This window comes from Hydrotalea sp. AMD (genome assembly GCF_004100315.1).
Lineage (GTDB): Bacteria > Bacteroidota > Bacteroidia > Chitinophagales > Chitinophagaceae > Hydrotalea > Hydrotalea flava.
On the sequence record NZ_SCKY01000027.1, the window covers coordinates 21386 to 43091 of the forward strand.

A 21706-nucleotide genomic window follows, 5' to 3' on the forward strand; every position below is an offset into this window, starting at 1 on the left:
TGAAACTATGAGACCAAGTCAGCAGACATTCGTTTAAAAACCCAACACAATAAAATTTATGCATTATGATTTTTGCTGTTCTTTGAGCCGGTATTTTTTTTGAATAAATGCATTAAAATATTTTTTCTTTTTTTATGAACATGTTCTGAATTATCGCTATCATCACCCAACAAGTAACCCCAGGCTTGTAAGTGCTCTACAGAATCAAAAATAATTTTTAAAATAGCCAGTATGGGTAAGGCCAAAAACATACCGGGTATGCCCCAAAGCAGGCTGCCAACAACAACGCCTAAAATAGTAGCCAGTGCATTGATTTTAACTTTTGAACCTACAACTTTTGGCAATAAAATATTGCTGTCTATTAAATGCACTACAATCATTACAATGGCCACTCCCAATACAGCAGTAGGGGTATTATTGGTATATGTAATTAACATACTTAGCAACGTGGCGGTATATATGCCAAGATAAGGAATGAGGTTTAATATGGCTGCCACCACGGCCAATAAAATAGCATATTGTACACCCAAAATTAACAGGCCAATATAGTTGAGAACCGCTACGATCAATAATTCAATTAACAAACCAAAAACATAATCTTTTATGATCATCCTAATTTTATGTAAAACATCAATTACGGTTAACGCATGGGCATTGCCGAAGCTTTTTACAAAAAATCCCATCACAATATGTCGGTACAATAAGAGTAAAAAAGTATAAATAGGAATGAGCACCAAATACACCAATACATTGGATAAAGTAGAGAATGTGCTTCCCACAATAGCCGATGTGCTGGTCATAGATTGTGTAGTAACCGAGTCAATCAGTTTTTTAAAATGTTGGTCACTAATGTGAAAGTGTTGTTGTGCCCAGTTTTCTAAATCGGAGATGGCAATATACAGTTGTTGCCCTACTTTAGGTAAATCGCTTTTAAAGCCAATAATTTGCGATGAAATAAAATAAAAAACAATCAGCACCAATATAATGGCTAATAATACAGCCAACAATGCACTGATGCCGCGGGAAATACCCCATTTTTCAAAAGCATTGGCAGGGCTAATTAACAACAAAGTAAACAAAGCCGCAAAAGCAACCGGAATAAAAAAGGATTGTGCATGGTATAGCAACAAAATAATCAGGCAAATACTAATCAACGTATAAGCCAGTTTTTGTAAAAAAGTGAGCGATGCTTTCAAGTGGCATGTTTTTGATCTGTGTAAAAATAGGAAAACTAAATGTAGAAAGCAGGATAAAGCATAAATAACGAAGGCAATGTAAGCTTCTAAAAAATTGTTGTGGTAAATAACAAAATAGATGGTTAATTGAACAGGAAAAATGAAACGTTTGATACCAGTTCTTTTGGTTTCCTATTCGTTACAGGCACACAGTCTAAAAACCATTGTTTTATTTAAATGCCGATAGTAGTCGGTTTATATTAACTGGCGCAAGCGCTGCACATTTGGCTGCCTTACCCTTACGTTGCATACAATCCACCTATTAGGGTTTCCCAATTAATTACCTCGGCTAACGGGCTTATATTCGCAGCTCTCTATGTAAGGCCGATTTAAGCATTGGTGCATCATAGCCCGTGTGCAATCCTGCTTGAAATGTAAATGTCCAGATTGTCAACATCAGGACTTGTTATAATTACATTGGTGGTGCCGACTTGTCGGCAACCCCTGAAAACGATAAACGAGTTGTAAAGATGGTATTTGCATCCGTATATCTATATTATATTATATAACAAAAGTTGAGAGTAAATGCAGAACAAAGAAAGAATTGTATTTGGTGATAAAATGGTTGCCGGCTTAGACGACAAAAATTAAAAGAATTGATTAGAAAGTGACTTTTGAAACATTCTTCAGGGAAGCAACATTGAACCCTAACGCACATCTCATAATCGATATAATTTGCGGCTATCGGATAAAAGAAATTGAAAATCCTCTGTCAGGGCAATCTACTGACCAGTCGCTATTCCCAGCCCATCGCAAAGCCGCCCAACGTTGTGTGTAACCCTGTTTGGACACCCCGCAATTCACAAAGGGACAACTATAAATTCTAAAATAACCATCGCACAAACCCAACCTGCAAAAGACCTGCAATAGCCAACGCACCGCATTGAGTGCTCAATTGGAAAATACTTAATTTAACGTTCTATATTCAACCGGAGATTGACCAACCTTTTGTTTAAATAAACGGGTAAAATGTGAAGGATATTTAAATCCAAGCTCATAAGCAATTTCACTTACTGATTTGCTTGTATCAAAAATTTTTTCTTTTGCAATATCTATTAATTTCAATTGTATAAACTCTTGTGCCGACTTTCCTGTTTCTTTTTTTATTACATCTCCAAAATACTTTGCCGATAAATTAAGTTCACCTGCACAATAACTAACAGAAGGCAATCCTAAAGTTTGCGGTTTGTCAGAATTAAAATAATCGTTTAACAAACTTTCAAAACCAACTAATATATTCTTATGAGGATGTTCTCTCGTTACAAATTGCCTGTCGTAAAAACGTACACAATAATTTAAAAACAGTTCAATATTAGTCACAACTAAAGTTCTGCTGTGTTTATCAATAGCATGTGTTAGTTCATAACTAATTTTATTAAAACACTCTAACACAATTTGTCTTTCGGCATCTGAAAGATGAAGCGCCTCATTTGCATCATAGGTAAAAAAGCTATAATCAGTAATGTGTTTACCAAGATGTGTTCCCCGGATTAAATCAGGATGAAAAATCAATGCCCATCCTGTTGGCTGCACCATTTTTCCATTTTCCTCAAAACCAAATACCTGACCGGGGGCTATGAAAAGAAGCGTTCCATCTTCATAATCATAATGACTGCGACCATATTTTAATTCTCCGCACTTCAAATCTTTAAAAAAAATAATGTACAACTCCGAAATATAACGTGCTTCTACTACTGGTTTGGAAAATGACTGGTCAAGAACACTTACTAATGGATGCAGTGTCTTCTGCCCCCTGTCTTTGTTGAATTGTGCAACGCTTTCTATTTTGATTATTTTTTCCATGAATAACTCATTATTAAAATTAAAATTAGGATAAGTATTCTATAGCTTTTGCATTCGCCTTTACAACCGGAAATATTGGTAAGTAAAACAGGAATTCGTATAACTATTTAGCGCGAAAGTATAAAGAACTTTGCTTTTCAAAGCGCAACAAATAGAAATGGTAAAGACAAAATACATATTCTTATTGCTAATGATTGTTATAACCTCTGCTTCTACCTCACAGGTACAATCAGGCACCGATAGCACTGCAAAGAAATTTCAGGCAAAAGCACCAGCAACTCAACCTTTCAGCGCTGAAGCATTTGCATCATCAAATAATACAACAATACGGTGGTTGGGCATGGCAGGATTTTTTATCAATAGCCACGGCACAACGTTTATGATTGACCCGCTGATGGAAGGTTACGACATGCCTTTATTAATGGATTTTCCCATTAAGCCAAAAAGCGTTCCGCACCTTGATGCAGTGCTTGCAACACATAGCGATAATGACCATTACAGCGTTGAAACCTTTCATGACCTTGCTTCTGTAACAAAAGAATTCCATTCTACTATTTATGTAGATTCTTTAATGAAAAATGAAGGCTTTCATTCTTTTGGACATTACATAGGAGATACGTTTCATTTTGGAAAAGTAACCGCTAGGCTAACCCTTGCAGACCATGCCTTGCAGAACGATTTTCCAAAACCCGGTCAGCGCTATTATTCGCCGGGAGATGCCTGCGGCTTTTGGTTCAACACGCCGGATGGCTCCATCTGGGCTCCCGGTGATTCAAGATTTATGCAGGAACAACTGCACATGCCTAAACCTGATGCAATCCTGTTTAACTACTCCGAGGATGCTGCTTTTCATTCAGGATTGGAAGGTGCTGTAAAAATTGCAAATGCTTATCCAAACACACCGATTATACTCAGTCATTGGGGATTTGTTGATGCTCCGGATTTTTCACCTTTCAATGGCGACCCAAAACACCTGATTGACAAAGTTGTCAATCCAGAACGGATAAATGTTTTGGCACCGGGTGAGCCTTTTATATTGAAACGGTTAAAAAATAAAAACTGAAATTATGAAACATATACTCCTCGCATTTACAATTATTGTATGCTCATTGTCGCAGTCAATGTCGCAAAATACCATCAAACAATCTAATAAAAAAGATACTATGAACAGAATAGAAAAATCAAAACAGAAATTTGAAGAACTTTTCAAACAAGTTCAATCTGTATCAAATTCTGACGACCCTGAATTAATGAACATTTTACAACGCTTCATTTTCGGCGAAGTATTTTATATAGGCAATCTCAGCGACACCACCCGTGAACTCATCACGATTACAGCTCTTGCAACAAATCAGACGCTGCCACAATTGAAAGCACATACAAACGCTGCATTGAACATTGGTGTAAAGCCGATTGAAATCAGGGAAATAATTTATCAGTTAGCTCCATTCATAGGCTATCCCAAAGTATTAAATGCGTTAGATACTATAAACAGTGTTTTCAAAGACAGAGGAATAAAACTGCCTTTGGAAAATGAAGCAACAATAGCTGACAGTGAAAGATTCAATAAGGGAAAAGAAATTCAAACGCCGATTTATGGAGAAGGAATGAAACAAAACATGAAAGATTTGCCCGGCGAATTTGCGGAAGCAGTTCCGAGAATATTGACCGAATCATGTTTTGGTGATTTTTATACGAGAAGTGGGCTCGATCTAAAAACAAGAGAGCTTATGATATTTTGTGCCCTGGCTACTTTAGGAGGTGCTGACAAGCAAATGGGTTCTCATGCCGTTGGTAATATGAAAGTAGGTAACGATAAAGAAACCCTTCTTTCTGCTTTAATACAATTATATCCATACATTGGTTTTCCACGCATTGCAAATGCTATTTATGCAATTAAAGAGGCTAAAATTGAAAAAGATGTTCATTAGAAAACAACACAATTTCATCAAAGAAAATATTAGAAAAATGAAAACAATACAAAAAAGAAAATTGGGCAATACCGGGCTTGAAGTGTCTGCGCTTGGGCTTGGATGTATGGGAATGAGTTGGTCTTATGGTGCAGCGAAAGATAAACAGGAAATGATTCAGCTCATTCGTTCGGCAGTTGAGCTTGGTATAACATTTTTTGACACGGCAGAAGTGTATGGTCCATTTACAAATGAAGAATTGGTTGGTGAAGCGTTAGAACCATTTAAAGGTAAAGTAGCCATTGCAACAAAGTTCGGATGGGCGGCTGCAAATGAAAATGAGGCAAATGCAAGATGGAATGCACTAAATAGCCGACCTGAACATATAAAAAAAGTGGTGGAAGGTTCATTGAAAAGATTAAAGGTAGAGGTGATTGATTTGTACTATCAGCATCGTGTGGACCCAAATGTTCCTATCGAAGACGTTGCAGGTGCAGTAAAGAATTTAATTCAGCAAGGCAAAGTAAAATATTGGGGATTATCAGAAGCCGGCGCACAAACCATTCGCAAAGCACATGCAGTGCAGCCGGTTACTGCATTGCAAAGCGAATACTCTCTCTGGACAAGAGAACCTGAAAAAGAAATCATTCCAACATTGGAAGAATTAGGAATTGGTTTTGTTCCATTCAGTCCTTTAGGCAAAGGATTTCTTACAGGAAAAATTGATGAAACCACAAAATTAGATAGTGACGATTTTCGCAATACAGTTCCTCGGTTCAGCCCCGAAAACAGAAAAGCAAACCAGGCTCTGGTTGATTTATTAAACAAAGTTGCACAGGAAAAAAATGCAACACCTGCACAAATTGCACTAGCATGGCTGCTGGCGCAAAAGTCGTGGATAGTTCCTATTCCCGGCACAACAAAACTGGAACGTTTAGAAGAAAATTTGGGAGCGATTGACGTTGCACTTACAAACGATGATTTAAAAGAAATAGAAGAAGCGGCCTCTCACATTACCGTTCAGGGCAATCGTTATTCAGATTTTCATGAAAGCTTGACGGGACGTTAAATGCTTTGTTGTATTAAACAATAGTCCGTTAAGAATTTGATGTGGAAAAGTTGGATACTAATACTTAATACTATAGTGTGAAGGTTCTTATAAAAAAGTGTATCATTTCCGAACACTTTGTATATATCATAAAAAAACAGCCCAACAATTTGTTGCGCTGGTGTGGGGGATAAAAAGAACAATTTATATTCAGTTAGAAACGCATACTACCATTTTTCTAAACCCAATAATTTTTTTCCCAATGCATTTAATTGTGCTGTTCCATAACGGGTTTGTTCCCATTTTCGCGGATCTCCTGGAAAAGCATACCCCTCCGGAGCAATGCGATTTTTCCAGGAATCAACACGCCAGTTTTTTAATGCTTTATTTTCTTCTTCGGCAGGCATCATAGAAATATATTGTGCAATGCGCACTTTATTTTTACTATTATTGGGCCTGATGCCATGCGGTTGCAAGCTGTTAAAGATGAGCAAATCACCTGCCCCCATTTTTACCTTCACCAATTCAAATCCCATTATATCCGGTTTAAAATGATCACGATTGGCTGGTTGTGTGGTTTTCCAGGCATCATAGGTTCTAAATAATTCCGGAACACATTGAAAACCACCCATATCTTCATCTTTTTGATCGGCCAATGCCAGTACACCCTGCACATTTACCGGTTTTGTTTCCGGATCATAATCCCAATGAATAAAGCCTTTGTATTCAAAACCTGGCCTAATGGGGAAATTTAAATTCGCCCGATCAATGGTTGCCCATAATTTTTCCGTTCCCCAAATATCTACAAATGCATCGTATACACGCTGTGTCATACGGTTATTCCATAAATGTTGGTGGTTATATACTTCCACCATACCGGTATTAATCAGTTCTTTCATTTGCATGTCGGCGCGGGGTGCCGAATACCAGGTTGCAGGGTTATTGGGATCTTTTTCTTCAAACTCCCATAAAAACTGAGCCGTTGCTAAAGCCTGTTCTCGCGGTACGGCATTTTTAATAACAATATAACCATTGGTTATCCAAAACTGCCAGTCTTCCTCACTAAGTACGCGTAATGATTTACCATTACTTCTGTCGTTCAGTTTATGTTGACTTGATTTTGTTACAGAAGGGTTCCCGGGAATATCTTTATGTGCGTTTGTGGGCACCATCACTGCTGCCATTGTTTTTTCCTGCATACGCTAAAATTATTACAATGAATGAATCGTTTTTTAAGTGAATAAACGGTATAAAGTATTAAACCCCATAGCAACCGTTATTTTCATGCAATAAAAGTACAAGTATAGAAGTAAGGTTACAAATAGCCCATTGACCAATTTATATGCTGTATTGATAATTTTTTTCGATAAATTACAGTTTGTTTACAAATACAGCACCATGCGGGCTAAAAGAGAAAACTGCGAAACCGGCCCTGACAGTTCATTGCGGATTTTGCAGAATCCTAATTTAAATGATATTTTTTACTGGCATTTTCATCCAGAATATGAAATTGTATATGTAGAATCACCTAAGGGTTTAAGGCATATTGGTAATCATATTTCCAATTATGAAGGCAGTGATCTGGCATTGATTGGTCCTAATATACCACACCTCAATTTTGATTATGGTGTTAAAAACAAAGTAGAAACCGTTGTTATTCAAATGCGGGAAGATTTTTTGGGGAATGGAATAATTTCTATTTCGGAATTTGGTGCTATTAGAACCCTGCTTGAGCTGGCAAAGGAAGGTCTGGTTTTTTATGGCGATACAAAATTGAAGGTAGGAACGCTTTTAAAAGAAATACGAACATTACCACATTTTGAAAAATTAATCCGGTTATTGCAGGTACTTCAACTTTTAGCAAATAGTGATGAAAAAGAAACGCTGCATGTAAAACCCGTATCTGTTTCAGTATTACAAAAAGAAAATCAACGCTTGCAGCAGGTTTATCAATTTATTGAATTACACTATCAGCAATCGATTGACGTAAAGGATGTAGCCAGGCTATGTAGTTTAACTACTGCAGCGTTTTGCAGATATTTTAAAAAAGCAACACATTTCACTTTTACTGAATTTCTTAACCAATACCGCATCAATCAGGCAAAAAAATTATTACTGTATCATCAAAACATTACCAATGTTTGTTTTGAGTGTGGCTTTGGCAATATTTCACATTTCAATAAAACCTTCAAAGCAGTTACCGGAGTAACCCCTTCTGTTTTCAGAAAGCATTATTTAAACAGTTAACATTAAAGCAAGCGCTACATTCCATAATGCTTCAAATTAATGTGGCTGATTGTTTTTTATTTCCAAAGCATGCAATACTGCCGGAAACAAAGCTTCCAAGTATTCTGTAGCACCTCTGGTAGAGCCTGGTAGGGTTAATACCAAAGTGTTTTTAATAAAACCGGCAACGCTTCTCGACAGCATGGCATAAGGCATTCGTTCCTGACCGTAACGGCGGGCTTCTTCCATAATGCCCGGCAGTTCCATATCTAATAATGGGCGAACAGCATCCGGTGTTATATCTCTTTCTGAAACACCGGTGCCTCCAACAAAAAACAATAATTGAATTTCATCAATGGCATACCGTTGTATTTGTTCCTGAATGTATGAACGCTCATCGGGAATAACAGCATAATGCGCCGTTTGTATTTGAAATGATTTGAGTTTTTCTATTACGGCTAAGCCGGCCTTGTCTGTTACCTTTTGATTATAAATACTGTCGGAACAAACAATCACTACCGCCTGAAGCTTTTTCGTATTCAACATTTTACGATCGGTTTTTCCGCCTGATTTTGATAACAGACGAATATGCTGAATTTCTATTTGCGGATCAATGGGTTTCAACATATCATACAAGGTTAATGCAGCAACAGCAGCGCCATGCATGGCCTCTACTTCTACACCGGTTTTATAAATGGTATGCACTTCAACAATGATTTCTACCGATAATTCCCGGATAGTAAACCGAACATCGGCAAATTCAACTGGTAATGGATGGCAATCCGGAATTACCTCGCTGGTTTTTTTGATAGCAAATAATGCGGCTACTTTTGCGAATGAAAACACATCTCCCTTGGGCACTTTTTTTTCCTGAATGGCTACTATGGTTTCAAGAGCAGATGTTTTTACGTTTACAACAGCAATGGCTTTACGTAAGCTGTTTGATTTATGGGTGATGTTGACCATATTAATGATTTTCTTTCCAAACAGTATTTTGATTATTCAAAATTTCTTTACCCCAAATAGGTAATTGAAATTTAATGGCTTCAACCAATTCTTCACAGGCTGCAATAGATGCTTTACGATGTGTTGATGAAACAAATACAAATAAACTGATTTTGCCTGCCGGAACTATGCCTAAACTGTGATACACGTGCATACATGTAAGTTCGTATTTTTGAAATAAATCTTCTCTTATATCATGCATTTGCTGCAGAGCCATTTCTTTGTAAGTGGTATATTCTATTGCTTGCACCCTTCCTCCTTCTTTTTCATCGGCCCGTACCTGGCCTAAAAATATGCTGTGTGCGCCAATATTTTTTTGGGTGGCGTGTTGTGCAATGCTATTGGCAATTTTTTGCGGAGCAATGGCGCCTTCCACAAATATATTTTTAATACTTTTTGTTTTCATATACTACTGATTAAAATAGGCAGTTAATCCACCTTTTAAACTATATACTTTTTGTTGGGTGTGCTGTTGTAACTGCGCTGCTGCATACACGCTTCTAATTCCATGCTGACAAATTACACAAATATCTTTATTGCCGGGTAATTCGTTATTAAAAGCAGAGAGTTCTGAAGCAGGTACATGCAGATCTGCAAAATCAATGGTGGGATATTCATGGTATTCACGAACATCAATTACAAAAAATTGATTTTTTTTTTGCCTTTTTTTAAATTCAGGAATACTGATTTCAGGAATAGCTGTTTCAGTGGCACAATGCAATTCATAATCCATGGCTTCAAAAGTAGAACGGTCAATTGCAGTAAGCGCCTTATTTTTCAATAATTCAATTTCATAAACCACAGCATTCAAAACATGGTAGGTAAATAATCTGCCATCTAACAAACGGCCTAATCCTGTTATTAATTTAACAGCTTCTGTAGCCTGCATGGTACCAATCATTCCCGGCAACATACCCAGTACTCCGGCTTCTTCGCAGGATTTAATTTCATCTGCTGCCGGTGGCACAGGAAAAACATCCCGATACTGAATATCTCTTCCATTATTTTTTGTGTAATTGAAAACCGTCAACTGCCCTTCATACACGGAAACAGCACCGTATATCAAAGGAATATTTAAAAGAGCACAGGCATCATTCAACATATATTTTGCAGAAAAATTATCGGTAGCATCTATCACTATATCATACCCTGTCAGGATTTGTAGTGCATTGTGATTATTGATGTGAAAGGGGTATACCGTTATGTGTGTTTCAGGGTTCAATGCCTGCATTTTTGCTGCTGCAACGGTTACCTTTTTTTCACCCACTTCAGAAGTATTAAATAAAGTTTGGCGATGCAGATTATGCAATTGTATGGTATCCCCATCTATGATACCTATTTCTCCAACACCTGCGCCCACTAGATATTGCAAGGCAGGACAACCCAGTGCACCGATTCCCACAATCAAGATTTTTGCCTGATACAGCTTTTGTTGTGCTGCCAAGCCAAAACCAGGCAATATCATTTGCCTGCTATATCGTTTTTGTTCAAACATATTTATCCTCCTGAAAATGGTGGCATCAATGCCACCGTATCTCCCTTGTTTAAAATTGTATTTTCCTGCACCATTTTACCATTTACCGCTATAAAATATTTTGCTGTTTGCAATGGCTGGTATTTTTTTTCCAGCAACTGTTTTAATGCTGCTGTATCAGCAACGCCCTCTATCAATTCTTTAGGCTGCCGGGTAATATCGATGAGATTGCCAAAAAATAGTATTTCCATTTTTTAATCTATTGATTATACAAATAACAGTTTGATGGAAGCCATGATTAAAACTACGGCCAGCATGTACTTCATATTTTTTTCATTGAGTTTTTTTGAACCAGTATAAGCGCCCACCCACCCACCCAATAATACAATGATAACAATATAAATGATTTGTGTACTGAGCGGAAATCCTGTTTTAATTTGACCTGCCATGCCGGATAAAGAATTTAAAAATATAAAGATAGCACAGATGGCGGCTGTTTGTTTTTGTGTAGACCATCCCATCAGCAACAAAACCGGAGCCAATAATATTCCTCCGCCCATGCCAATCATTCCGGAAACCAACCCGATAATGGCACCTATTACAAACAATACATACCATTTGGGCGACGGATTTAAAGGTTTTTCAGAATTTTGATACAAAAGCCGAATAATAGAAATGAGTAATACTACCCCTAATAGCTTTTTATAAATTGAATCTGAAACTGGCATTATACTGCCAATAAACGCAAATGGAATAGAGGCCGCTATTAATGGCCATAACAATTTAGATTTGAAATGACCGGCTCGATAAAATGAAACAAAGGCAATGAAAGATACCAATGTGTTGAGCAATAAAGATGTGGGCTTCATTACAGCCGGACTAAAACTTAACAAGGCCATTACAGCCAAATAACCACTGGCACCACCATGCCCAATACTGGAATAAAAAAACGCTACCAAAAAAAACAAAATGTACAACCAAATTTCATGCATACAATGATAGTTCTATATAAATAAATATATTTTTACTTCCTGCTGTGCGGCAATGAATGTCCACTCTTCTTCCAGCTCTATCCAACAGTTCGCCTTTCCCAATGCACTTAACTGATAAGAAGCCTGTGCCGGCAAAACAGTTACTTCTCCTGATTCATAGTATCCTTTCAGGAATTGTGTAAGCGGAATTGTTTTTTTAAATGGTGCTTTTAGACGAGCAGTAGTTGTTTGAATAGTATGGGTTCCACACACTTGATCGATGGCGGGCAATACATACTGATACAAACAGGATAAAACTGCACTCGGATTTCCCGGCAAACCAAATACCAGCCGGTTTTGCTGTGTTCCAAAAAACAATGGTTTCCCGGGTCGTTGCTTCACCTTATGAAAGTGCTGTTCTATACCCGCTTTAATACAGGCGGCAGGAACAAAATCATAATCTCCCACACTTACGCCACCGGTCAGTAATATCAAATCATATTCTTGTACCACAGCATTAATGTTTGCAATGGTATCATTCAGGTCATCTTTTAAATAATGCACTGCAATATTTTCAATACCGGCTTGTTTTAAATGTGCCTGAATGGCGAATGCATTAGAGTCGAACACCTGCCCAAATTGTAAGGATTGGCCCGGCTGTACCAATTCGTTTCCGGTAAGTAAAATAGCAACAGATGGTTTTTGAATAACAGGCACGTTTGTAATACCGGCACTGGCCAACAAACCAATATGTGCCGGACGCAGAACAGTTCCTGCTTCAATTAAAACTGTATTTTTTTCTAAATCGGAGCCTTTTTCACGAATGTGATCGCCCAACTGAACTATACGATCGGATTGTATTTGAATAGATTGGTTAATTAGATTTACATATTCTTTTTGTACAACGCAATCGGCACCATCCGGTATAGGGCCTCCGGTATAAACGCGAATGGCCATTCCGTTTTCTAACGTTAATTGTTGTGAAGTTCCGGCAGGTAATGCATCCTGAATGAGCAATGTTTTTTCTTTTTCAACATAATAAATAGCATAACCATCCATAGAGGATTGACGAAATGCAGGAAACTGAATAGGACTTACGATGGTTTGTGCCAATGCATAGCCTGGCGCTTGAAGAATAGGACGCTCTATTGTTGGCAATGTTTTAGAATGACTACTGATAATTTGTTTTGCTGTTGCTACTGAAATCATATTGCTACTTGTTAACCGCCAATGGCAATCATACTTCTGTTGTGTAATGAATTGGCATCAATTAAATTAAATTGCTTGGAAAATTGTCCGCCCAGCGCTTTGTGTTTGGTTAAAAGATTCTGCCGTATAAGTGGTAACACATCCTGATGGTTGCGAAGTGGCGTTAATAAATCTGTTTCCTGTTCTGCAAACAAACAGTTTTTCATTTTGCCATCTGCAGTTAAACGAATACGATTACATCCTTCACAGAATGGTGCACTCATGGTGCTAATTACGGCAAAAGTACCGGCATAATTTTCAATACGGTATTGTTTACTGGTATCGTGTACATCATTTTGTATGGAGATGGTGGTATGCTTTTTTTGAATGGTTTCCAGCATTTGTGCCCAGGTAACCAATTTATCGCTTTTCCATTGATTTCCATCAAAAGGCATAAACTCTATAAATCGAACGTCAATGGGGGTATGTTGTGTCCATGCCACAAAATCCAATAGCTCATTGTCATTTACTCCTTTTACCACTACTGCATTTACTTTTACTTTAAAGTTGTGCTGTAACAATGCATCAATATTTGCTTTTACCCGTTTAAATTCATCGCGGCGGGTAAGTTGTTGAAATTTTTCTTTTTGCAAAGTATCTAAACTAATGTTTACAGATGAAATGCCAGCCCCTTTAAAACTTTCTATAAATTCATGTACCCGAACACCATTGGTAGTAATGGTTAATGTTGCCGGCAAGCTGCTCAGTAATTCAATAATTTTTGGAGCATCTTTCCGAACCAGTGGTTCGCCACCCGTTAATCTTATTTTGGTGATGCCTTCATTCACAAAAATTTTGGCCAGTTCTAAAATTTCATTCGGCTGCATTAATTTGGCCGATGGCATAAAAGTATAATCAGCCGCCGGCATACAATAAAAACAACGAAGGTTGCAATTATCGGTCAGTGAAATACGTAAATAAGTATGTTTACGTTGATGGGTATCATTTAGCATTGCTTTCATTATTAAGGAGGCAAAATTTTTCATAATCCTCCGGTGTATCAATATCAAATTTCCCTAAAGGAAAAGCAATAGTAGCCACATCTTTTCGGTATTGATGTACTATTTTTCTGGCACCCACATCGCCTTTCAGTTCTAATAACTTTGCAAAATATTGTTCTGCAAATAAAACTGGCGTGCCAATAATGCCATCATATTCTGCTGCTACAATGCCTTTTTGTGTATGTTGTTGCAAGGTTAACATGTTTTGTAAAAGGGTACTATTCAAAAAAGGCTGATCACTTACCAGCAAAAACAAATGTGTGACGGGTAATGGTTTTTGCATAACGTACTCAATCCCTTTTTGAATAGAAGTAGCCATCCCCTTTTGCCAGTTTTCATTGTACACAATATCCACATCCTTTTGCCAATTCATTTGTTCCAGAATAAGTTGGTGATAAAAGCCGGTAACAATCAGCAAATGTTGCGGCTGTATTTGTTTCACCTCCTGAACCAAATGCAGTAACAGGTTGGTAGATTGATACGGCAGTAACATTTTTGCTCGTCCTATTCGGGTTGCTGCCCCTGCCGCCAGTATGATTACACCGGTACTCATATTGTGGCAGCATGAATGGGTAATGACTTCTCTCTTAAATGAATGGGTGATTGTTGATGCATCACCGACATAATTTCTGCAGCAATGGAGAGTGCAATTTCTGCTGCAGTTTCTGCACCTAAATCCAGCCCCGTTGGTCCATAAATAGTTTGTAGCTGCTTTTCGTTGTAGTGAATACCCTGCAGTTCTAAATCATGTAACATTCTGTTTCTTTTTGTGACTGGCCCCAATAAACCAATATAAGGTAATGGTGTGGATTGCAAGGTTGAGAGCACAGCCAAATCATAATTATAATTATGCGTCATTAAAGCAACGGCAGTTTTGGCATCTGCCTGTAATTTTCCTGCTACTTCTTCAGGTTTACTTATCAAGATTCGATTTGCCATAGGGAAGCGTTGATGGGTTGCATGTGTTTTTCTTCCATCAGCTATTACCACATCCCATCCCAGCGTTGCTGCTATCTGCGCCAATGGCATCACGTCATTGCCAGCACCCACAATTACCAACTGAATGGAAGGCTGCACCCATTGAATAAAAAATTGGTGTTTTTTCCCCTCCCAAGCAACCATCACATGATCCGATTTTTCTGTTGCAATAACCGAGGCAATCGGTTCTGCTAACTGTTGTTGTAATGAAAGTGGTAGAAATTCAGCAGTAGTAGTACCGAAATGCTGATCATCTTCCAGTGCATAACCGCATATCAGTTGCGCAGGTTTTCTGTCGGCCACGGCTTTGCGTAATAGCTGAATAGGGGCATGTTCATTGGTATCGTTGATGCGTAAGGGTTCAAACAATATTGAAACAATGCCATTGCAACCTAACTGAATGCCCAGTTTAGCATCATCTTCATCGGTAGTATCATACACCACTATTTTCTTTTTATCCTGATGCATGGCCAACAATGCTTTTTTCAAAGCATCGCCTTCCAAACATCCGCCGCTGATGGCACCGGTTAATTCGCCCGTTTCATTCACCAACATTCTGGCACCGGGCCTTCTGTAAGAAGAACCATCCACATGCACCACAGTGGCCAATGCTGTTTGTTGTTGTAAACGGCAAGCCGCATCATACGCTGCAATAATATCTTTTATTTCTTTCATGCCGCTTCATGTTCTGCTGCTTATTCACGCAAGTGATTCACCTGTTCCGGAGTAACCATTCCCTTTAAGCGGTTGCCCCAGCTATTTCTGGTGTAATTTAAAATATCCGCAATTTGTTCGCTGGTTAAATAATCCTGTGCCGGCATAATATTGTTAAACGATACCCCATTCACGGTAATTGCACCGGTTTGCCCTTTTAATACCACATTAATTAATTCAGCTATCGGCTTTTGCATAAAATCTGATTTGGCCAAAGGCGGAAAAACGCCCTCCTGTCCCTTGCCATCTTCCATGTGGCAATTTTGGCAATACATGCCGTATACTTCCTTACCTCTTGCTATGCTTTCTTTCAATAATGCCTTGTCCTGTTGAAAAGAAACAGCCAAAACGCCAAGCGTTAACAATGCCATGCTACTGATTAGTTTTTTCATGTGTACATTTTATGTTTCCATTGGTTTTATGAAATAGCAGAATGATTCGTCCGGTTAGTTTGTAACATTCCACGGGGCTATTTCATGCACAATTCATTTATACTTGAATGGTTAAACAATATGGTTGATATCAAAAGGCAATTTGCGAATTCTTTTTCCGGTGGCTGCATAAATAGCATTACAGAGTGCCGGAGCAAAAGGTGGCAAACCCGGTTCGCCCACGCCTTTTATTTTAGGACCGCCATTGGCAATAATGTGCACTTCAACCGGTGGCATTTCATTGATGCGTACCAATGGATTGTTGTTGAAATTACTTTGAACCGTTTGACCATTGTTGAAGGTAATGCCATTTTTAATGGCGGCAGTTAAAGCCATAACGGCAGCTCCCTGCACCTGCGCTTCTACCGTATCGGGATTTACCACCGTTCCCAAATCAATTACAGCGTATGCTTTTTCTATTTGAATGCCATTACCTTTTTTTGAAACCTCTACCACATAACCGGCCAATCCTGCAAAAAACTCCCATTGTGCAACACCCCTGCCCCATCCTGCCGGTAAAGGTGTTTCCCATTTAGATACTTCTTTTAGTTTTTGCATAAGGGTTTTGGTGTCAGTATCTTTTGTAAGCATATCTAACCGAAATGCCATGGGGTCTTTTTTAGCTGCTACCGCCATTTCATCTATAAAACTTTCATGCGAAAAAGCCAGTGTAGTACTGGTAACCGCTCGCCATGCAGCCAATGGAACCGGCATATAATGAAACACGTACAAATTCTTCATATTCGGAATTTCGTATTTCTGTTCACTAATACCTTCCGTCATAGTGCCATTCGACTTTGTTTTATCGTAATTTTTATTGCCATCTAATGTTGGTGCAATTACTTTGTGTTGAAAGGCTAACGGGTTACCATTTGCGTCTAATGCACCTTTAAATGCCGAAAAAGTCATGGGGCGGAAGGGACCCATTTTGGTATCATCCTCTCTTGTCCATAATGATTTAACGGGTTTGCCAATTTTTTTACTGAGCTCAATTGCTTCTTCTACATAGTCGGGATACAATCTTCTTCCAAAACCACCTCCGCTAAATAATACATGAATGGTGATGTTTTCTTCAGGAATATTATACTTTTTAGTGAACTGATCCATAATTCTACCCGGTACTTGCGTAGATGCCCAAATTTCAATTTTATTGCCATCATACCAATTACAAACACAATTCATAGGCTCTATGGGCGAATGTGAAACCACAGGTGTTTCATAAAAGGCTTCTAATTTAACCGGCGCTTCGGCAAAGGCTTTATCAAAATCACCTGATTGATGGTCGATAGCCCCTTCTTCTTTAGCCGATTGGCGTAAGCTTTCAGCAAAATCTTTTGAATTAAAGGATTCATTCCCATCATAATCCCAGGTAACTTTCAATGCTTTTCTTCCCTGCAGGGCTGCCCAGTAATTTTCAGCCAGTACTGCAACACCCACGGAATGATGGCCATTAATATCGCGTTCACAGGTTTCAACTCCAATTACGCCTTTCACTTTTTTTGCGGCTGTATCATCATACCTCACCAATTTTCCGCCAAACACCGGGCAACGCTCAATAGAGGCATATACCATACCGGGCACTTTTACATCAATACCAAACATTGCTTTGCCGGTTGATTTTAGAGGAACATCTGGCCGTGGATACCGTTTACCTAGTATTTTAAAGTTTTTTGGATCTTTTAATGTTGGATTTTTAGGCACTTCCAATTTTGCGGCAGCAGCAGCTACATCGCCATATCCCAAAGTTTTGCCTGATGGACGATGCATAATTTTTGCATTATCGGCATAACATTCACTTACTGGTACACCCCATTGCTGCGCAGCAGCCATCACTAACATTTCTTTGGCGGCAGCACCAATTTGGCGCATTTGCATATAACTGGTTCTTACCGATGCACTACCTCCGGAAAACTGGCCATTGCCATATTTTTTTTGCCCTCCGGTTTGTTGAATGGTAACGCCTTCTAATGGTACTTCTAATTCTTCTGCAATTAATGACGGTACAGATTGATAAACCCCCTGACCAATTTCGGGACGGGGATTCATGAGGGTTATTTGTCCGGTAGGTTCTATGATTACAAAAGGCGATAAATCATACCTTGAACCGGCTCCTGTTAGCTTCTGTAGTGCTTTCTGTTTTTCCAGGTAAGACTGGGTAATTTTTTCAATTACAGATTCTCCATTTGCTTTTAATGATAGGCCAATCATAAGGCCGGTGCCTGTAAATCCTGATAATTTCAGGAAATTACGACGATTTATGGTTGAAGTAGACTCCGACATATTTTGATATTTTTATGGATTAAGCGTTCATGATTTCTGAGGCACGATGAATGGCAGAACGGATGCGCTGATAAGTGCCACACCTGCATAAATTTCCCTGCATGGCAGCGTCAATATCGGCATCAGTAGGTTTGGGCTTGTTTTTTAGCAGTGCTGTAGCACTCATAATTTGACCCGATTGGCAGTAGCCACATTGTGGTACTTGCAATTCAATCCAGGCTTTTTGAACGGCCTGACCAGCTTTGTTTTCATCTAACCCTTCAATGGTGGTAATATTTTTACCTGCGGCAGCAGCAACCGGAAAACTACACGACCTAACGGGAGTGCCATTTACATGTACGGTACAGGCACCACATTGTGCAATACCGCAGCCAAATTTGGTGCCTGTTAAATCAACATAATCTCTAATAGCCCATAACAGAGGCATTTCAGGTGCCACATCAATTGTATAGGTTTTATTGTTTACGGTTAAAGTAATCATGATTTACTTTTTTTATAGATTGAAATATTTTTTTTACAGAACAGTAGCTTTGAAACGATTTCATAAAACTTGGAATGCTATAATCTCCAAACAAAACGAACATACCGACCATGCAACAATCAAAGTTTAAATTTAAGCAAAACAATAGCGCAAACAAAACATTTGTACTGATGTTTAAATTTTAACAGAAAAATTAGACTGAGATAAATTTTTATATACTGCTTCGAGGATGACGCCAAACCGCCGTTATTGGATATAACGATTTTTGCATGAAAGGTTACAGCATTTGCTGAATTTTTTCTTTCACAGGTACCCGCCAAAAACGGGTTTCAACCGATACCATACACTTAGTTTTTCAACACCCGTTTTCTTCGTAATTGCTTTAGGGTATTTTATATGTAACATCATTTTGAAGCTGTTTCTTTGCAGGGTAAAATTTTGTACCCTAAACCCACTGGCAAATTGAGGACAGGGGGCATAATTGAAGCAATATTTAATATTATATTAAATTATATGTTTTATTTTCTGTCTTAAAATTATAAATTTTAGACGATAATTTTAATAATTAATTATTTTTTTGAGAATTTTATCAAAAAATAGAATAAAAAATTAAATATTTATTTTAATAATTTATTTTGGACATCACGTTAAAATATTCATAAGTAATTGATTATAATATAGTTATAATTATTTTTTTACTTTGGATATCATAAATTGATATAAATTATTGTTTGTTCATAATAAAAGAAACTTGCACTTTTACATTGCACAGGGGAACAAGAGAGAAAATATTTTTAAGATTTTTCATATGGCAAGCAATCGTTAGAGGCTATTCTGTTTCTACAGAATGGCCCTTTTTTCCCCTAATTAAATGTAAAGCCTACTTGCAAATTTCCACCAACTGAAGCAGGTGCATTGTTACCAAAACGCGTTGGAAATGATATCGAAAACCAATAATCTACATCCTTTGTTTGTAAATACACTTTATTGAATACAGGGGTAAAACCATACCTGCCCTGAGTTTCAAATGCTAACCTTGGTACAAAATTAAACCCATGGTTCCCCCTAAAAATTATACCGGGATCAAAAAGTAAATTATTGGTCTTGCTGAATGGGGCACTGCCTTCGCTTTTATACCATTGTACTAAGGGCGTAATTTCATAACTAATACCAAATCGTTGATTATAGTATTAGTATATAATTCAAGTTTCCTAAAATAGAAGCATTTGAAACAGAATAATTTTGAGTTGCGAAAACAAAATTTCTATTCAAATGCTTTAGGACAAAGTTATTAGTATTTACTGTTTAGTGGATGATATACTCAAAGGTATCCATCATGTCGAACACAAGGAGCGTAAAGTAAGTGACAGTGAGATTATCAGCACGGCATTAGTGTCCGCTCTTTCTTTTAAAGGGAACCAGTTCCATGCCATCAATTATATGCGGACACATAATATGGTGCCGGCAATGATTGGCAAGAGTGGTTTCAATAAGCGGCTCCATAAGGTGGCCACGCTGTTGATGTGGCTGTTTTTGCATATTGGCAGGCTGTTTAAGTATATGTGTGCAGAGCTGGAATGCATTATTGATTCATTTCCTTTGAAAGCCTGTGATAACATACGTATTAGCCGCAGTAAACTATTGAAGGGTGAGCAATGGTGGGGTTTTAATGCCAGTAAACAGGAATACTTTTATGGTGTAAAAGTACAGTTGATTACAACCAAAGACGGCATAGCGGTTGAACTTTGCTTTTCGCCTGGCAGCGAACATGATGTGAATGCCCTGCAAAAAATGTTTATGGATTTGCCGCCCGAAAGTACTTTATTTGGAGACAGTGCCTACACGGCATACCAACTGGAAGGAAGAGCTATACAAAGAAACAGAATTGATAGAGCTGAAGATATGCAGGAAGGCAAACAGCAAAGGAGCAGACAAACCTTATCAGAGGTTTATAAAGAATATCATGAGAAAACGCATAGAAACCACCATTAGCGAAATTGTAGAACTGACATCTCAGTCAATTCATGCAGTTACAAAGGGTGGATTCTTGCTTAAAATATTACTATTCGTTTTTGCTTTTCAAGTAAAGGCAATTATTTAAAACAGGAAACCTGGATTAAGTATTATTTATCCAGACAGAATACCTTTTGAATTTATAAAAATGATGCCTTTATTAAAGCAAGAACGAAGCAATGGCGATGTGACATCAACATTACTTTTAAAAAAAGTTGGCCGGGCATCGAGCCCGACCAATTTTAGCAAGAACTTTGCTACTGGCTCTGTTCTATCAATATATTATTACACAGTTTATTTTACACTCCCTAAGCGGACCGATAAAATCATCCAAAACAAAAAAGTTATTACATTGAATGCATAATGCTTTTAAAATATAATTAGCGTATAACCTTATTCAGCCAAAAAATAAAACCAGCTTCATCATAACATTAGTTACCCGATCAGGACTCGAACCTGAACTATCAGAGCCAGAATCTGAAGTACTGCCATTATACGATCGGGTAAATTAAAATCGTGACCCCGCAGGGACTCGAACCCTGGACCTACTGATTAAGAGTCAGTAGCTCTACCAACTGAGCTACGGAGTCGGTGAGGTTGCAAAAGTACTTATTATGATAATATAATAGTTGTTGTATTAAGGTTTTTCCAACCATTTATTTTAATATTCCTTTTATCAACACCTGTTTTCTTTGTACCTTAACCCTCCCTAAATTACGTTCATCATGCACATGCCTGCTGCCTTCCGTGTTTATTCATTGAGTGATACGGCTATTGTTATTGATTGGGGTAATACCATTGATGAAGCCATCAACCATCAGGTACAGGCACTTTTCCAATGTTTTCAACAAGAAAAAAAAGATTTTATACGCGATGTTATTCCGGCCT

The 21706-nt window shown here is 38.0% G+C and carries 22 protein-coding genes and 1 tRNA gene; 7 read left to right on the forward strand and 16 right to left on the reverse strand.

Annotated features, from left to right (window positions below):
* Window positions 1–56: 56 nt before the first annotated feature.
* Window positions 57–1196 (reverse strand): AI-2E family transporter, encoded by a 1140-nt coding sequence (locus EO766_RS15680; RefSeq protein ID WP_074419275.1) that lies wholly within the window; start codon window positions 1194–1196, stop codon window positions 57–59.
* Window positions 1197–1842: 646 nt separating this feature from the next.
* On the opposite strand from EO766_RS15680, the gene EO766_RS18470 reads away from it, so the two are divergent.
* On the forward strand, window positions 1843–2013 hold the full coding sequence (locus EO766_RS18470; RefSeq protein ID WP_218058131.1) for a DUF2200 family protein: 171 nt from the start codon (window positions 1843–1845) through the stop codon (window positions 2011–2013).
* Between the two features lie 128 nt (window positions 2014–2141).
* Here the strand turns inward: EO766_RS18470 and EO766_RS15685 are convergent, their stop codons facing one another.
* The gene (locus tag EO766_RS15685; protein WP_074418091.1) at window positions 2142–3038 is read right to left on the reverse strand and encodes a helix-turn-helix domain-containing protein; all 897 of its coding nucleotides are present in this window, start codon (window positions 3036–3038) and stop codon (window positions 2142–2144) included.
* 157 nt (window positions 3039–3195) lie between these two features.
* Between EO766_RS15685 and EO766_RS15690 the strand changes: the two genes are divergently transcribed.
* The 3 genes from EO766_RS15690 to EO766_RS15700 all read left to right on the forward strand — a co-directional run bounded on the left by EO766_RS15690 (window position 3196) and on the right by EO766_RS15700 (window position 6017).
* Window positions 3196–4101, forward strand: coding sequence for an MBL fold metallo-hydrolase (locus EO766_RS15690; protein ID WP_218836730.1), 906 nt, complete (start codon window positions 3196–3198; stop codon window positions 4099–4101).
* Between the two features lie 100 nt (window positions 4102–4201).
* Window positions 4202–4969 (forward strand): carboxymuconolactone decarboxylase family protein, encoded by a 768-nt coding sequence (locus EO766_RS15695; RefSeq protein ID WP_287101499.1) that lies wholly within the window; start codon window positions 4202–4204, stop codon window positions 4967–4969.
* 37 nt (window positions 4970–5006) lie between these two features.
* Entirely contained in the window at window positions 5007–6017 is a 1011-nt protein-coding gene (locus EO766_RS15700; RefSeq protein ID WP_245634890.1) for an aldo/keto reductase, read from the forward strand.
* Between the two features lie 206 nt (window positions 6018–6223).
* Here EO766_RS15700 and EO766_RS15705 read toward each other — a convergent pair whose 3' ends face one another.
* Complete coding sequence (locus tag EO766_RS15705) at window positions 6224–7195, reverse strand: phytanoyl-CoA dioxygenase family protein (RefSeq protein ID WP_074419274.1); 972 nt, start codon at window positions 7193–7195, stop codon at window positions 6224–6226.
* 199 nt (window positions 7196–7394) lie between these two features.
* Between EO766_RS15705 and EO766_RS15710 the strand changes: the two genes are divergently transcribed.
* Window positions 7395–8243 (forward strand): helix-turn-helix domain-containing protein, encoded by an 849-nt coding sequence (locus EO766_RS15710; RefSeq protein WP_074418600.1) that lies wholly within the window; start codon window positions 7395–7397, stop codon window positions 8241–8243.
* A gap of 36 nt (window positions 8244–8279) precedes the next feature.
* Here EO766_RS15710 and moaCB read toward each other — a convergent pair whose 3' ends face one another.
* The 12 genes from moaCB to EO766_RS15770 all read right to left on the reverse strand — a co-directional run bounded on the left by moaCB (window position 8280) and on the right by EO766_RS15770 (window position 18805).
* Window positions 8280–9188, reverse strand: coding sequence for a bifunctional molybdenum cofactor biosynthesis protein MoaC/MoaB (gene moaCB / locus EO766_RS15715; RefSeq protein WP_074420308.1), 909 nt, complete (start codon window positions 9186–9188; stop codon window positions 8280–8282).
* A gap of 1 nt (window position 9189) precedes the next feature.
* The gene (locus EO766_RS15720) at window positions 9190–9633 is read right to left on the reverse strand and encodes a molybdenum cofactor biosynthesis protein MoaE (protein WP_074419272.1); all 444 of its coding nucleotides are present in this window, start codon (window positions 9631–9633) and stop codon (window positions 9190–9192) included.
* A 3-nt stretch (window positions 9634–9636) separates the two neighbouring features.
* Entirely contained in the window at window positions 9637–10722 is a 1086-nt protein-coding gene (locus EO766_RS15725) for a HesA/MoeB/ThiF family protein (protein ID WP_074419271.1), read from the reverse strand.
* Window positions 10723–10724: 2 nt separating this feature from the next.
* Window positions 10725–10952, reverse strand: coding sequence for a MoaD/ThiS family protein (locus EO766_RS15730; RefSeq protein WP_074419270.1), 228 nt, complete (start codon window positions 10950–10952; stop codon window positions 10725–10727).
* 15 nt (window positions 10953–10967) lie between these two features.
* Window positions 10968–11693 carry a sulfite exporter TauE/SafE family protein gene (locus EO766_RS15735; RefSeq protein WP_218330781.1) on the reverse strand — a complete coding sequence of 242 codons (726 nt, stop codon included), beginning with the start codon at window positions 11691–11693 and terminating at the stop codon, window positions 10968–10970.
* Window positions 11694–11705: 12 nt separating this feature from the next.
* Window positions 11706–12881, reverse strand: coding sequence for a molybdopterin molybdotransferase MoeA (locus EO766_RS15740; protein ID WP_074419279.1), 1176 nt, complete (start codon window positions 12879–12881; stop codon window positions 11706–11708).
* 11 nt (window positions 12882–12892) lie between these two features.
* Window positions 12893–13882, reverse strand: coding sequence for a GTP 3',8-cyclase MoaA (gene moaA, locus EO766_RS15745; RefSeq protein WP_245634891.1), 990 nt, complete (start codon window positions 13880–13882; stop codon window positions 12893–12895).
* Window positions 13863–14474, reverse strand: a complete 612-nt coding sequence (locus tag EO766_RS15750) for a nucleotidyltransferase family protein (RefSeq protein WP_074419280.1) — start codon at window positions 14472–14474, stop codon at window positions 13863–13865. Before EO766_RS15750 ends, moaA begins: the two co-directional genes overlap by 20 nt.
* A complete protein-coding gene (locus tag EO766_RS15755; protein WP_074419281.1) occupies window positions 14471–15574 on the reverse strand; it encodes an XdhC family protein in 1104 nt (367 codons plus the stop codon). Before EO766_RS15755 ends, EO766_RS15750 begins: the two co-directional genes overlap by 4 nt.
* A gap of 20 nt (window positions 15575–15594) precedes the next feature.
* The gene (locus EO766_RS15760; protein WP_074418472.1) at window positions 15595–16005 is read right to left on the reverse strand and encodes a c-type cytochrome; all 411 of its coding nucleotides are present in this window, start codon (window positions 16003–16005) and stop codon (window positions 15595–15597) included.
* A 111-nt stretch (window positions 16006–16116) separates the two neighbouring features.
* Window positions 16117–18324 carry a xanthine dehydrogenase family protein molybdopterin-binding subunit gene (locus EO766_RS15765; protein ID WP_074419282.1) on the reverse strand — a complete coding sequence of 736 codons (2208 nt, stop codon included), beginning with the start codon at window positions 18322–18324 and terminating at the stop codon, window positions 16117–16119.
* Between the two features lie 19 nt (window positions 18325–18343).
* A complete protein-coding gene (locus tag EO766_RS15770) occupies window positions 18344–18805 on the reverse strand; it encodes a (2Fe-2S)-binding protein (protein ID WP_074418470.1) in 462 nt (153 codons plus the stop codon).
* 1308 nt (window positions 18806–20113) lie between these two features.
* On the opposite strand from EO766_RS15770, the gene EO766_RS15775 reads away from it, so the two are divergent.
* Window positions 20114–20797, forward strand: a complete 684-nt coding sequence (locus EO766_RS15775) for an IS982 family transposase (protein WP_218330777.1) — start codon at window positions 20114–20116, stop codon at window positions 20795–20797.
* A gap of 538 nt (window positions 20798–21335) precedes the next feature.
* Here the strand turns inward: EO766_RS15775 and EO766_RS15780 are convergent.
* Window positions 21336–21408, reverse strand: a tRNA-Lys gene (locus EO766_RS15780).
* 141 nt (window positions 21409–21549) lie between these two features.
* Between EO766_RS15780 and EO766_RS18475 the strand changes: the two genes are divergently transcribed.
* Window positions 21550–21706: carboxyltransferase domain-containing protein (locus EO766_RS18475; RefSeq protein ID WP_353744843.1), on the forward strand; the 157-nt coding region annotated here is incomplete at its 3' end.

Excerpts from the sequence above, each read along its gene's own strand:
- EO766_RS15685 (WP_074418091.1), bottom strand. The coding sequence starts at position 3,038 with ATGGAAAAAATAATCAAAATAGAAAGCGTTGCACAATTCAACAAAGAC.
- EO766_RS15690 (WP_218836730.1), top strand. The coding sequence starts at position 3,196 with ATGGTAAAGACAAAATACATATTCTTATTGCTAATGATTGTTATAACC.
- EO766_RS15695 (WP_287101499.1), top strand. The coding sequence starts at position 4,202 with ATGAACAGAATAGAAAAATCAAAACAGAAATTTGAAGAACTTTTCAAA.
- EO766_RS15700 (WP_245634890.1), top strand. The coding sequence starts at position 5,007 with ATGAAAACAATACAAAAAAGAAAATTGGGCAATACCGGGCTTGAAGTG.
- EO766_RS15705 (WP_074419274.1), bottom strand. The coding sequence starts at position 7,195 with ATGCAGGAAAAAACAATGGCAGCAGTGATGGTGCCCACAAACGCACAT.
- EO766_RS15710 (WP_074418600.1), top strand. The coding sequence starts at position 7,395 with ATGCGGGCTAAAAGAGAAAACTGCGAAACCGGCCCTGACAGTTCATTG.
- moaCB (WP_074420308.1), bottom strand. The coding sequence starts at position 9,188 with ATGGTCAACATCACCCATAAATCAAACAGCTTACGTAAAGCCATTGCT.
- EO766_RS15720 (WP_074419272.1), bottom strand. The coding sequence starts at position 9,633 with ATGAAAACAAAAAGTATTAAAAATATATTTGTGGAAGGCGCCATTGCT.
- EO766_RS15725 (WP_074419271.1), bottom strand. The coding sequence starts at position 10,722 with ATGTTTGAACAAAAACGATATAGCAGGCAAATGATATTGCCTGGTTTT.
- EO766_RS15730 (WP_074419270.1), bottom strand. The coding sequence starts at position 10,952 with ATGGAAATACTATTTTTTGGCAATCTCATCGATATTACCCGGCAGCCT.
- EO766_RS15735 (WP_218330781.1), bottom strand. The coding sequence starts at position 11,693 with ATGCATGAAATTTGGTTGTACATTTTGTTTTTTTTGGTAGCGTTTTTT.
- EO766_RS15740 (WP_074419279.1), bottom strand. The coding sequence starts at position 12,881 with ATGATTTCAGTAGCAACAGCAAAACAAATTATCAGTAGTCATTCTAAA.
- moaA (WP_245634891.1), bottom strand. The coding sequence starts at position 13,882 with ATGAAAGCAATGCTAAATGATACCCATCAACGTAAACATACTTATTTA.
- EO766_RS15750 (WP_074419280.1), bottom strand. The coding sequence starts at position 14,474 with ATGAGTACCGGTGTAATCATACTGGCGGCAGGGGCAGCAACCCGAATA.
- EO766_RS15755 (WP_074419281.1), bottom strand. The coding sequence starts at position 15,574 with ATGAAAGAAATAAAAGATATTATTGCAGCGTATGATGCGGCTTGCCGT.
- EO766_RS15760 (WP_074418472.1), bottom strand. The coding sequence starts at position 16,005 with ATGAAAAAACTAATCAGTAGCATGGCATTGTTAACGCTTGGCGTTTTG.
- EO766_RS15765 (WP_074419282.1), bottom strand. The coding sequence starts at position 18,324 with ATGTCGGAGTCTACTTCAACCATAAATCGTCGTAATTTCCTGAAATTA.
- EO766_RS15770 (WP_074418470.1), bottom strand. The coding sequence starts at position 18,805 with ATGATTACTTTAACCGTAAACAATAAAACCTATACAATTGATGTGGCA.